We start from the raw sequence: 12,064 nt of genomic DNA on the forward strand, positions 1-12,064 counted from the left end.
CTCGTGAACCCCGCCCCGGCCTCCGCGCCGGGGCCTCCTGGTGTGTCACGAGGCCCCGGATCAGGTCCGGGGCGGGTGATCGCAAGTGGCTGATCACTCCACGATCTCCGCCGTCTCCAGCACGGCACGGAACAGCACCTCGGCACCCGCCGTGGCCCAGTCCTTAGAAATCTCCTCGGCCTCGTTATGCGACAGCCCGCCGACGCAGGGGCACATGACCATGGTCGCGGGCGCCACCTTGGCAGCCCAACAGGCATCGTGGCCGGCACCGGAAATCAGATTCATGTGGGAATAGCCCAGCTCTTCGGCGGCCTTGCGCACATTGCCCACCAGCTCGGGCGCAAAGGTCACCGGATCGAAATGGCCCACCGCCTCGACCGCGCAGCCGACACCGATCTCGTCGCAGATCGTGGCGGCGCGTTTCTCGATCTCGGCCCGCATGCCGTCGAGCTTGGCCTGATCGGGCGAGCGGATATCGACGGTGAAGACCACCGTGCCCGGCAGCACGTTGCGCGAATTGGGCGAAAACTGCATCTGGCCGACGCCGCCGACGGCGCCGGGCTGCGCGGCCATCGCCACCTCCTGCACCATCTCCAGAATCCGCGCCATGGCGAGCCCGGCATTGACCCGCATCGCCATGGGGGTGGAGCCGGTATGCGCCTCCTTGCCGGTCAGGGTGAATTCCAACCACCACAGCCCCTGGCAATGGGTGACGACTCCGATATCCTTCTGCTCCGCCTCAAGGATCGGGCCCTGTTCGATATGCAGCTCGTAATAGGCGTGCATCTTGCGGGCGCCGACCTCTTCGTCGCCCTTCCAGCCGATGCGCTCCAGCTCGTCGCCGAACCGCTTGCCCTCAAGATCGGTGCGGCCATAGGCGTAATCCATGGTGAACTGGCCGGCAAAAACGCCCGAGGCCATCATCGCGGGGGCGAAGCGCGCGCCCTCCTCATTGGTCCAGTTGACCACACAGATCGGGTGTTTGGTCTTGATCCCGAGATCGTTCATCGAGCGCACCGCTTCCAGCGCTCCAAGCACCCCCAACACACCGTCATAATTGCCGCCCGTGGGCTGCGTGTCGAGATGCGAGCCCACATAGACCGGCAGCGCGTCGGGGTCGGTGCCCTCGCGCATCATGAACATGGTGCCCATCTGATCGACGCCCATGCTGAGCCCGGCATCGTCGCACCACGCTTTGAACAGCGCGCGGCCTTCGGCATCGGAATCGGTCAACGTCTGACGGTTGTTGCCGCCCGCAACGCCCGGGCCGATCTTCGCCATCTCCATCAGGCTGTCCCACAACCGGTCGCCGTCGATCCGGAGATTTTCACCCGCTGCCGCCATCTCGCTTCCCCTCTGCCGCTTGTCTTTTGCACAGACCTCACGGGCCCGCGCATGTTTTTTACCATTTGGTAAAGGCACGATTGCAACCGCCTCTCAACGAGTCAAGAATTGACTGACGCGCACAAGCCGGTAGATGCGCAGGGGACGGGCGGGCATGCCCAATAAAAGGGCAGGACGGGAATGGACATGGCAGACGGCAGCGCAAAGAAACCCAGCCGCATCCAGTTGCGCAACCGCAAGCGGATCATGGAGGCGGCGCTGGAGGTGTTTTCGCAGCACGGCTATCGCGGCGCGACGCTGGATCAGATCGCCGATGCAGCGGGCATGTCCAAGCCCAATCTCATCTACTATTTCGACGGCAAGGAGGCGATCCATGTTGCGCTTCTGAATGCGCTGATGGAGGAATGGCTGGCGCCGCTGGCCGAGATCAGCGACGACGGCGAGCCTCTGGAGGAGATCCTGAACTATATCCGCCGCAAGATGGAAATGAGCCGGCTGTTCCCGCGCGAAAGCCGGCTGTTCGCGAATGAGATTATCCAGGGCGCACCACGGATGCTGCCACATCTCGAAAGCGATCTGAAACCGCTCTTTGATGAGAAATGCGCGCTGATACAGAGCTGGATCGCGGCGGGCCGTCTGGCGCACGCCGATCCGGCGCAGCTGATCCTGTCGATCTGGGCCATGACCCAGCATTACGCCGATTTCGATGCGCAGGTGCGCGTGCTGGTGCCCGACGAGGCGCAGGGCTGGGCGGCCGCGAACACGCATGTGGAAACGATGTTCCGCAAGCTTCTGGCACCGCAATCAACCAACTTTTAACCGGAATCGCGCCAGTCTCGGCGGATGAAATTCGATCCGTCCCTACAGGCGCCCGCATTCGTAAATCCGGCCTGGAAGACCCAGCTCTTTTCGGCAAAGGCCGCGCGCAATGGCGGCATCGTCCGGCGCCGGAAACGCGATGTGCATCGAGAGATCGGCTATGAGGCCTTTATATGGGAAGTCAGATCGCGCGGCTTTCACATGATCGAATGCGGCGATCAGTATATCGTCATCTGCAATGCCGGCTCCCTGCGCATCCATTGCTAGCCCAGGAAAATTCGTACGAATTTTCCTGGGCAGAGATTTTTCGTACGAAAAATCTTATTCCGCTGCGTTCAGGCGCATCGGGTTGTTGGGATGCATCGTCCAGTCGGCGGGCTCCGCCTCCACAACCTTGCCGGTGCGCGGGTCGGTCATACCCGGCGCCATGCGCTCCATGGTGATGCAATCCTCGATAGGGCAGACATTGACGCAGAGATTGCAGGCCACGCATTCATCGTCCTTGACCGAAAACACGCGGTCTTCGGACATGGCGATGGCCTGGTGCGAGGTGTCCTCGCAGGCGGCATAGCAGCGACCGCATTTGATGCAGAGATCCTCGTCGATCCTGGCCTTGCTGATATAATTCAGGTTCAGATGCTGCCAGTCGCTGACATTGGGCACCGCGCGGCCGATCAGATCCGACAGCGCGATCTCCTTCTCGTCGAGATATTGCGACAGGCCGGAAATCATTTCCTGCACCACCTTGAACCCATAGGTCATGGCGGCGGTACAGACCTGCACATTGCCGGCGCCCAGCGCCATGAACTCCGCAGCGTCCTTCCAGGTCGTTACCCCACCGATGCCCGAGATCGGCAGGCCGCGCATCTCGGGCGAGCGGGCGATTTCCGACACCATGTTCAATGCGATAGGCTTGACCGCCGGGCCGCAATAGCCGCCATGCGCGCCCTTGCCGTCGATTGTCGGCTCCGGCGCAAAAAGATCCAGATCCACCGAGGTGATCGAGTTGATCGTATTGATCAGCGACACCGCATCCGCCCCGCCCGCATGCGCCGCCATGGCGGGCTTGCGGATATCGGTGATATTCGGCGTCAGCTTCACGATGCAGGGCATGCGCGTGTATTGCTTCACCCAGCGGGTCACCATCTCGATATATTCGGGCACCTGCCCCACCGCCGATCCCATGCCACGCTCACTCATCCCGTGCGGGCAACCGAAATTCAGCTCGACTCCGTCGGCGCCGGTTTCTTCGACCAGCGGCAGGATCGCCTTCCAGGCGTCCTCGGTGCAGGGCACCATGATCGAGGCGATCAGCGCGCGGTCGGGATAATCGCGCTTCACCGCCTTCATCTCCCGCAGGTTCACCTCGAGCGGGCGGTCGGTTATCAGCTCGATATTGTTGAGCCCCAGCAAGCGCCGGTCAGCGCCCCAGATCGCGCCGTAGCGCGGACCGTTCACATTGACCACCGGCGGGCCTTCCTCGCCCAGGGTCTTCCAGACCACGCCGCCCCAGCCCGCCTCATAGGCGCGCCGGACATTGTATTCCTTGTCGGTCGGCGGCGCCGAGGCCAGCCAGAACGGGTTGGGGGATTTGATCCCGATGAAATCGCTCGTCAGATCGGCCATGGAAAGCCTCCTCCGGGTTAGCTGGATACGCGCCCCGGACCTGATCCGGGGCCTCTCTTCCTGTCTTGCCGCGAGGTCCCGGATCACGTCCGGGACGGGTGAGCCTAGCCCATCAGGCTCGCGTGAATGTCCTCGGCGGCATCGCGGCCCTCGGCCACCGCCGTCACAGTCAGATCGTCACCGCCCGACGCGCAGTCGCCGCCCGCCCAGACGCCCGGCAGCGAGGTCCGGCCCGTGCCGTCGACCGCGATCTTGCGCCCGTCGAGCTCTGGCAGCCCGTCGCCCGTCAGCGTCTGCCCGATGGCGCGGAACACCTGATCGGCGGGCAGGCGGAAAAGCTCGCCCGTGGGCGTCAGATCGTCGCCGGTGAACTCGAACTCGATCTCGCGCACCGTACCGTTACCATGCACCGCCACCGGGGAAGCGCTACAAATGATCCGCACGCCCTTGGCCGCCGCCAGTTCCTGCTCGTAGACCGAGGCCGCCATGCGCTCGCGCGAGCGGCGGTAGACGATTGTGACGTTCAGCGCGCCCAGCAATTTCGCCTGCACCGCGGCATCCACCGCCGTCATGCCGCCGCCGATCACCACAACGTCGCGCCCGACCGGCAGCGCCGCCAGATCCGAGGCCTGGCGCAGCTCCGCGATGAAATCCACCGCGTCATCGACACCCTGCTTGTCGTCGCCCGCGACACCCAGCGCGTTCACCCCGCCAAGCCCCATGCCCAGGAACACCGCGTCATACTCCGCCTGAAGCGCCTCAAGCGTGACATCGCGCCCAAGCGCCACACCGCTTTTCAACTCGATGCCGCCGATCTGCATCAGCCAGTCGACCTCGCGCGCGGCAAAGCCTTCGGTACTCTTATACGCCGCAATGCCGTATTCGTTGAGCCCGCCCGGCTTCGCCCGCGCATCCATCAGCACCACATCGTGGCCCATCATCGCCAGCCGATGAGCGCAGGAGAGCCCCGCCGGCCCCGCGCCCACCACGGCGATGCGCTTGCCGGTCGGCGCGTCGCGCTCGAAGGGATGCACGCCCTCGGCCATCAGCGTATCGGTGGCATAGCGCTGCAACCGCCCGATCTCGACCGGCTTGCCCTCGGCGGTCTCGCGCACGCAGACCTCTTCGCAGAGCGTCTCCGTCGGGCAGACCCGGGCGCACATGCCGCCGAGGATGTTCTGCGACAGGATCGTCTTTGCCGCCGCCTCCGGCGTGCCGGTGGCGATCTGCCGGATAAAGAGCGGGATGTCGATCTCGGTGGGACAGGCCGTCGTGCAGGGCGCGTCATGGCAGAAATAGCAGCGATCCGCCGCCACCAGCGCCTCGTGATCGTCAAGCCGCGGGTGCAGATCCGCGAACCCCGCCTCGATCAGAGCCTTGTCCAACCGCCCGGGCCGAATGCCCGGAGCCAGTGCCTTTGCGTCCATCGGTCGCCTCCCGCTGCCTTTGCTTTGGGAAAAGCGTTCCACAGGTCAAATTTTTTATCAATCGGTAAAATATCGAAACGCGGGCCCGACACGATGCGGCGCCCAAAATTCGGGCAAAGAAAAAGGCCGCATCCGAAGATGCGGCCCTTTCCGAAGGGAAGCGCGGAACCGGATCAGTTCTGCGCGTAGAATTCGATGACGAGGTTCGGTTCCATCTGAACCGCGTAAGGCACATCGGCCAGACCCGGGGTGCGCACGAAGGTGGCGACCATCTTGGAGTGATCGACCTCAAGGTAATCGGGAACGTCGCGCTCGGGCAGCTGGGACGCTTCCAGAACGGAGGCGAGCTGCTTGGATTTCTCGCGGACCTCGATCACGTCGCCCTCTTTCACACGGTAGGAGGGGATGTTGACGCGCTTGCCGTTCACCAGCACGTGGCCGTGGTTCACGAACTGACGGGCGGCAAAGATCGTGGGCACGAACTTGGCGCGGTAGACGACCGCGTCCAGGCGGCGCTCGAGCAGGCCGATGAGCAGCTCACCGGTGTCGCCGCGGATCCGCTCGGCTTCGGCAAAAATGCGGCGGAACTGTTTTTCGGTCAGATCGCCGTAATGGCCCTTGAGCTTTTGCTTGGCGCGCAGCTGAAGACCGAAGTCCGACAGCTTGCCCTTGCGGCGCTGGCCGTGCTGGCCCGGGCCGTATTCGCGGCGGTTGACGGGGGATTTCGGACGGCCCCAGATGTTCTCGCCCATCCGGCGGTCGATTTTGTACTTGGCAGACGTGCGTTTGGTCACGGCTGATCTCCTTCACAATAAGTGCCTTGCGGCTTGGTCCGAAAACCGGGTTCCGTTTTCCGGGCCGCAATCGCAGTTTCGAAGGGCGTTGTCCTCTCCCCGGATTTGGCCGGAGCGACAGGGCATCCCCTCGCGGGGGCCACCAACACCAATGAAAGCGCGCTTATAGGCGCTTTGGCGGAGGAGTCAACACGCCCCGCGCCAACGCCGGAATCCGCTGCAAATGCGATCATTTACCTGCGATTAAGCCCGGCAGGGCAGAGTGGCGCGCACCGGGGCCATGGCGGCCCGGCACGGCACGACGATAGGGGCGGCTGCGGCATGCAGGCACAAAACGCATTGGATCTGGCACTCGCCAAGCGTGACAGTGGCATGCTGGATACGGTGCGCGCGGCGATCCGGCACGGGCAGGTGCTGCTGGCCTTCCAGCCCGTGGTGCGGGCCCAGCAGCCCGATATCGCCGCCTATCACGAGGGGCTGATCCGCGTGCTCGACGAAACCGGGCGCATCGTTCCGGCAGAGGAGTTCATCCGCCTCGTTGAGGAAACCGAATATGGCCGCCTGCTCGACTGCATCGCGCTGGAAAAGGGGCTGGCCGAGCTCACGAGCGAGCCTGGGCTGCGCCTGGCGATCAACATGTCGGCGCGTTCCATTGGGTATCACGACTGGATGCAGGTGCTCGAACATGGGCTATCGTCGGATCCGACCATCGGCGAGCGGTTGATTCTCGAAATCACCGAATCCTCCGCCATGCTGGTGCCCGAGCTCGTCACGAGCTTTATGTTCCGCCTGCAAAGCCGGGGCATCGCCTTTGCGATGGACGATTTCGGCGCAGGCTATACTGCGCTGCGCCACTTCAAGGACTTCAACTTCGACATTCTCAAGATCGACGGCCAGTTCATCCACGGCATCGCCCGCGACCCCGACAATCAGGTACTGACCCGCGCCATCGCCGCCATCGCCGAACAGTTCGACATGTTTACCGTCGCCGAATCGGTCGAAGGGGCGGAGGACGCACAGTACCTGACCGAGATCGGGATCGACTGCCTTCAGGGATTTTACTTCGGGGCCCCCACCGTCACACCAGCCTGGCGGCCCGCGTCGGACCACAGCGCCAGCGCCTGACACCGCCAATCTGCCCCAACCTCCCCTGCCTGCGAAATTTTTGCGCTAGCATTTGCGCTATCAGCCCGCGATTTCAGCAGACAGGCACTGTCCCATGCCGCAGCGGCACGCTATGAACAAAGCGCAAGATCAAAACGGGAGGTCTTGCCGGATGGCCGGGCCTCCTGAGTCACGCTCTGCTTGGAGGAGTTATCCATGACCAATGTCGTCATCGCATCCGCGGCCCGTACCGCCGTCGGCAGTTTCGGGGGCTCGTTCGCCAATACCCCGGCGCACGATCTGGGGGCCGCCGTGCTCGAAGCGCTGGTCGCGCGCGCCGGCATCGAAAAGGGTGAGGTTTCGGAAACCATCCTCGGGCAGGTGCTGACCGCCGCCCAGGGCCAGAACCCGGCCCGTCAGGCACATATCAATGCCGGCCTGCCGCAGGAAAGCGCCGCCTGGGGCATCAACCAGGTCTGCGGCTCCGGCCTGCGCACGGTCGCGCTGGCGGCACAGCACATCCAGCTCGGCGATGCCGACATCGTCTGCGCCGGCGGCCAGGAAAATATGTCGATGGCCCCGCATGCGCAGAACCTGCGCGTGGCCCACAAGATGGGCGATGTGAAATACATCGACACGATGATCAAGGACGGGCTCTGGGACGCGTTCAACGGGTATCACATGGGCCAGACCGCCGAGAACGTCGCCGAGAAATGGCAGATCAGCCGCGAAATGCAGGACGAGTTCGCGCTCGCCTCGCAGAACAAGGCCGAGGCCGCGCAGAACGCCGGAAAGTTCGACGACGAGGTGATTCCCTTCACCATCAAGACCCGCAAGGGCGAGACCGTCGTCGACAAGGACGAATACATCCGTCACGGCGCCACTATCGAGAACATGCAGAAGCTGCGCCCGGCCTTCACCAAGGACGGCACGGTGACCGCGGCCAACGCCTCGGGCATCAATGACGGCGCCGCCGGCGTGCTGCTGATGTCCGCCGACAATGCCGAAAAGCGCGGCATCACCCCGCTGGCACGCATCGCCTCCTACGCCACCGCCGGGCTCGACCCGTCGATCATGGGCGTTGGCCCGATCTACGCGTCGCGCAAGGCGCTGGAAAAGGCTGGCTGGAGCGTCGACGATCTCGACCTCGTGGAAGCCAACGAAGCTTTTGCCGCACAGGCCTGCGCGGTGAACAAGGACATGGGATGGGATCCGTCCATCGTGAACGTGAACGGCGGCGCCATCGCCATCGGTCACCCGATCGGCGCGTCGGGCTGCCGGGTGCTGAACACCCTGCTCTTCGAAATGCAGCGCCGCGACGCCAAGAAAGGCCTTGCCACACTCTGCATCGGCGGCGGCATGGGCGTCGCCATCTGCGTGGAGCGTCCGTGAGCCGTGTAAGCCTTCTGGAGAGGGGCGCCACGGGCGCCCCTTTTCATTTGACGGCCTTTTTGTCGTCTTAAAATCTTCACGCAACATTGTTGCGCATCTAAACTTCTTTCGGTAACAACCTTACCTGAGAGTTCAAGCCAGACTGGAGGATATCATGGCGAGAGTTGCACTGGTCACAGGCGGCACGCGGGGCATCGGCGAAGCGATCTCCAAAGCGCTGAAGGCACAAGGCTACGACGTGGCCGCAACCTATGCCGGCAATGACGAGAAGGCGGCGGCCTTCACCGAGGCCACGGGCATCAAGACCTACAAATGGAACGCGGCGGATTACGAGGCCTCCAAGGCCGGTATCGCGCAGGTCGAGGCCGATCTCGGCCCGATCGACGTGGTGGTCGCCAATGCCGGCATCACCCGTGACGCGCCGTTCCACAAGATGACCCCGGAGCAGTGGAAAGAGGTGATCGACACAAACCTCACCGGCGTCTTCAACACCGTGCACCCGATCTGGCCCGGCATGCGCGAGCGCAAGTTCGGCCGTGTCATCGTGATCTCCTCGATCAACGGCCAGAAAGGCCAGTTCGCGCAGGTGAACTATGCCGCGACCAAGGCCGGCGATCTGGGCATCGTGAAATCGCTGGCGCAGGAAGGCGCGCGCTACGGCATCACCGCCAACGCCATCTGCCCGGGCTATATCGGCACCGAGATGGTCATGGCCGTGCCGGAGAAGGTCCGCGAGTCGATCATCGCGCAGATCCCCACCGGTCGTCTGGGCGAGCCCGAGGAAATCGCGCGCTGCGTGGTGTTCCTGGCCGCCGATGAGGCGGCCTTCCTCAACGGCTCGACAATCTCGGCCAATGGCGGCCAGTTCTTCGTCTGATCGTCGGATCCGACCCGGGCGGTGATCCGCCGGGGCCACGCGACAAAAAAACGCCCCCGGAGCCATATGGTTCGGGGGCGTTTTGCTGCGCAGTCGCGCCAGACCGCAGGGCCGGGGAGCCTTCGGTCAGTGACGGCGCGGACGCAGCATCCGGAAGATCGCAGTGAACATTTCGCCTCGGGCCAGATGCGCCGCGCGAAAGGCATCGCGGTGGCGCTGATCGCGATGGGTCTCGATCATGGCAGCCTCCTGACTCAGAAATTTTGAACTGACCCCAGGGTAAATCTCTGTCACGATGCGCACAAACGAGACTATTTCGGCCATCACACAAGAAAAACTTAACCCACCATGCCCGACAGGCTGCCGCCCCTCACCGCATTGCGCGCCTTTGACGCCGCCGCCCGCCACATGTCCTTTGCCGAGGCCGCGCGCGAGCTCAACGTCACCCCGGCGGCGCTCTCCTTCCAGATCCGCAATCTGGAGGAGCATCTCGGCGCGCCGCTGTTCCGCCGACTGAACCGTGCGGTCGAGCTGACCGCCGCCGGGCGCGCGCTGGCGCCGGGCTGCGCCGATGCCTTCCTGCGGCTCGAAGAGGCCTGGCGCGCGGCGCGGCGGCGGCAGGACAGGCCGGTGCTGACGGTCACCGCCGGCCCCGCCTTCACCGCGAAATGGCTGTCGCCCCGGCTGTTCGAATTCGCGCAGTGTCACCCCGAGATCGAGCTGCGCTTTTCGGCGAATTTCCGGATGATGGATTTCGAGCGCGACGAGGTCGACGTGGCGATCCGCTACCGCATCGAATCCGAGCCGTCGCTCTGGTCGATGGATCTGATGGAGGAATGGCTCTCGCCGATGATGACCCCGGCGCTGGCCGCGCGCTTTCCCACGCCGGAAAGCCTGCTGCACGCGCCGCTTCTCGCCGAGGAGAGCACGGATTTCATCTCGCCCCGCCCGGACTGGGCGGCGTGGTTCCGGGCCTGCGGCATCGAGCGGCCCGCCATCGCCCCCACCCGGTTCAGCCAGGCGGATCATGCCATCGACGCCGCCCTTGCCGGCGCCGGCGTGATCCTCACGCGCTCGTCGCTGGCGGCGCATGCGCTGAGCGCCGGCACGCTGGTCGCACCGTACGATACCGCGCTCGGCACGCCGGCGCGGTATCGCTTTGTTTGCGCTGCGGGCAAAGAGGACGATGCCCGCATCGTTGCCTATCGCAACTGGCTGGTCAGCGAGATTCGGACGCACACAGAAACCCTGCCGTCAAAGCAGGTCATTCAGGTCGCGGATCTGGCTTAGTCTCTTGCTGGATGGTTCCGAGGGGCCGGCGGCCTCATGCGCCACCGGACCCGGGTCGTGAGGAGTAGCGGATCAGTGCGGCTGTTCGCTCAGCCGGGTGATCTCTTCCTTGAGGCGCAATTTCTGCTTCTTGAGCGTGGCGACATGCAGGCCGTCAGCGCTGGGACTGCGTTGCAGATCTTCCACAGCGGTCGAGAGGTTCTCGTGCTTCTTCTTCAGTTCCTGAAGATGCGAACTCAAGCTCATACTTTCCTCCTTTGCTGGGTTGAGCCACCAGTGCAGCACATCCGGCGATTCAAGTCACGCCGCAGGTGCAAACGACATCAACATTCCCTTACCATGCGTCATGCACTGGACGGTCACGGCGGGAAATTGAGCGCATCGCCCTCCCGCAGCACCGCACGAATGACGTCGGTATAGTCCTCGCCATCTTCAAGATGGGCCGTCCCCGCATGCAGAAGTATCGGCGCATGCAGGCGAAAAGCCGCCCGGCCACCCTTGCGCCCGCGGGCGAGAATCAGCCGAGGCGCCCGGCCCTCGCGCGGCGCCAGCGGCCAGAGCTCCAGCGATCCCAGCCCCGCCTGCATGGCAGAGATCAGCTCCGGCAGGCGCTCGGCGCGCTGGATGAAGGTCGCGGTGCCGCGCGGAGCGAGACGTTTGGCCGCAAGCGCCACCCAGGCGGCAAGCGGTACCGGGCCGGCCAGCGCCGTCTCGCGCCCGGCATCGGGCGCGGCGCTGCGGCTGGCAGCCTCGAAATAGGGCGGGTTGGCGATGACATGATCGAAGCGCTGCGCCTTCAGCGCGGCGGGCGGGTCGGCGATATCGCCCTCGATCACCGTGCCGGTCAAAGCGTTCTCGGCGAGGTTCCGGCGGGCCAGCGCCGCATAGGCCGGCTGGATCTCCAGCCCGGTGAGCACCAGCCCCGCCACCCGCACCCCCAGACAACAGAGCGCCGGCGCCGCGCCGCAGCCCAGCTCCAGCACGCTCTGGCCCGCCCGCGCCGGCACGGTTGCCGCCAGCAGCACCGGGTCGATGCCCGCGCGATAGCCCTCGAGCGGCTGCCAGAGCTGCACCCGCCCGCCGAGAAACGCATTGCGCGTCAGCGCCGCCTCGGCAAAGGGATCAGCCTTCAAACTTCACCCCGTTCATGCGCAGGATGCGGCGGGCGTCGTCGATCTCGTCCGTCCGCACCATGAGACGGCGCGGCAGAATGCCCAGACTGCCTTCGAGAACGCTCATATTTACGTCCAGCTCGAAGCTGTCTATACCCTCCTCGTCGAGGAGGGTTTTGACCAGCGGGATCAGCGTGATGTCGGTGGTGCGTAAAAGCTCTTCCATACTGGGGATGTAAGGACAGGGCTGCCGCCTTGTCGAGCCTTATGCCGAGGGTT

General features: G+C 64.5%; 13 protein-coding genes. 6 read left to right on the top strand and 7 right to left on the bottom strand.

Annotated features, from left to right (window positions below; translation table 11 throughout):
• Window positions 1-93 precede the first annotated feature (93 nt).
• A complete protein-coding gene (locus I6N89_RS15805) occupies window positions 94-1,344 on the bottom strand; it encodes a Zn-dependent hydrolase (RefSeq protein WP_207019383.1) in 1,251 nt (416 codons plus the stop codon).
• A 186-nt stretch (window positions 1,345-1,530) separates the two neighbouring features.
• Between I6N89_RS15805 and I6N89_RS15810 the strand changes: the two genes are divergently transcribed.
• Both I6N89_RS15810 and I6N89_RS15815 read left to right on the top strand, forming a co-directional pair.
• Window positions 1,531-2,163 carry a TetR family transcriptional regulator C-terminal domain-containing protein gene (locus I6N89_RS15810; RefSeq protein WP_207019384.1) on the top strand — a complete coding sequence of 211 codons (633 nt, stop codon included), beginning with the start codon at window positions 1,531-1,533 and terminating at the stop codon, window positions 2,161-2,163.
• 24 nt (window positions 2,164-2,187) lie between these two features.
• Window positions 2,188-2,430, top strand: a complete 243-nt coding sequence (locus I6N89_RS15815; protein WP_207019385.1) for a hypothetical protein — start codon at window positions 2,188-2,190, stop codon at window positions 2,428-2,430.
• Between the two features lie 54 nt (window positions 2,431-2,484).
• Here the strand turns inward: I6N89_RS15815 and preA are convergent, their stop codons facing one another.
• From preA to rpsD, 3 genes are all read right to left on the bottom strand, one after another.
• Window positions 2,485-3,789 (bottom strand): NAD-dependent dihydropyrimidine dehydrogenase subunit PreA, encoded by a 1,305-nt coding sequence (preA, locus tag I6N89_RS15820; protein ID WP_207019386.1) that lies wholly within the window; start codon window positions 3,787-3,789, stop codon window positions 2,485-2,487.
• 104 nt (window positions 3,790-3,893) lie between these two features.
• The gene (locus tag I6N89_RS15825) at window positions 3,894-5,216 is read right to left on the bottom strand and encodes an NAD(P)-dependent oxidoreductase (RefSeq protein WP_207019387.1); all 1,323 of its coding nucleotides are present in this window, start codon (window positions 5,214-5,216) and stop codon (window positions 3,894-3,896) included.
• 173 nt (window positions 5,217-5,389) lie between these two features.
• A complete protein-coding gene (gene rpsD, locus I6N89_RS15830) occupies window positions 5,390-6,010 on the bottom strand; it encodes a 30S ribosomal protein S4 (protein WP_076700244.1) in 621 nt (206 codons plus the stop codon).
• Window positions 6,011-6,331: 321 nt separating this feature from the next.
• On the opposite strand from rpsD, the gene I6N89_RS15835 reads away from it, so the two are divergent.
• The 4 genes from I6N89_RS15835 (at window position 6,332) to gcvA (ending at window position 10,673) form a co-directional block, all read left to right on the top strand.
• On the top strand, window positions 6,332-7,135 hold the full coding sequence (locus I6N89_RS15835) for an EAL domain-containing protein (protein WP_207019388.1): 804 nt from the start codon (window positions 6,332-6,334) through the stop codon (window positions 7,133-7,135).
• Between the two features lie 195 nt (window positions 7,136-7,330).
• Complete coding sequence (locus I6N89_RS15840; RefSeq protein ID WP_207019389.1) at window positions 7,331-8,506, top strand: acetyl-CoA C-acetyltransferase; 1,176 nt, start codon at window positions 7,331-7,333, stop codon at window positions 8,504-8,506.
• A 154-nt stretch (window positions 8,507-8,660) separates the two neighbouring features.
• Entirely contained in the window at window positions 8,661-9,383 is a 723-nt protein-coding gene (gene phbB, locus I6N89_RS15845; protein ID WP_076700232.1) for an acetoacetyl-CoA reductase, read from the top strand.
• Window positions 9,384-9,731: 348 nt separating this feature from the next.
• A complete protein-coding gene (gcvA, locus tag I6N89_RS15850; protein ID WP_207019390.1) occupies window positions 9,732-10,673 on the top strand; it encodes a transcriptional regulator GcvA in 942 nt (313 codons plus the stop codon).
• A 72-nt stretch (window positions 10,674-10,745) separates the two neighbouring features.
• Here the strand turns inward: gcvA and I6N89_RS15855 are convergent, their stop codons facing one another.
• The 3 genes from I6N89_RS15855 to I6N89_RS15865 all read right to left on the bottom strand — a co-directional run bounded on the left by I6N89_RS15855 (window position 10,746) and on the right by I6N89_RS15865 (window position 12,011).
• A complete protein-coding gene (locus tag I6N89_RS15855; RefSeq protein ID WP_076700226.1) occupies window positions 10,746-10,919 on the bottom strand; it encodes a YdcH family protein in 174 nt (57 codons plus the stop codon).
• A gap of 113 nt (window positions 10,920-11,032) precedes the next feature.
• Entirely contained in the window at window positions 11,033-11,806 is a 774-nt protein-coding gene (locus I6N89_RS15860) for a tRNA1(Val) (adenine(37)-N6)-methyltransferase (RefSeq protein WP_207019391.1), read from the bottom strand.
• The gene (locus I6N89_RS15865; protein WP_207019392.1) at window positions 11,796-12,011 is read right to left on the bottom strand and encodes a DUF2007 domain-containing protein; all 216 of its coding nucleotides are present in this window, start codon (window positions 12,009-12,011) and stop codon (window positions 11,796-11,798) included. The genes I6N89_RS15860 and I6N89_RS15865 overlap by 11 nt, the downstream gene beginning before the upstream one ends.
• Between the last annotated feature and the right edge of the window lie 53 nt (window positions 12,012-12,064).

The sequence above is a fragment of the Salipiger abyssi genome, from assembly GCF_017311415.1.
Classification (GTDB): Bacteria; Pseudomonadota; Alphaproteobacteria; order Rhodobacterales; family Rhodobacteraceae; genus Salipiger; species Salipiger abyssi_A.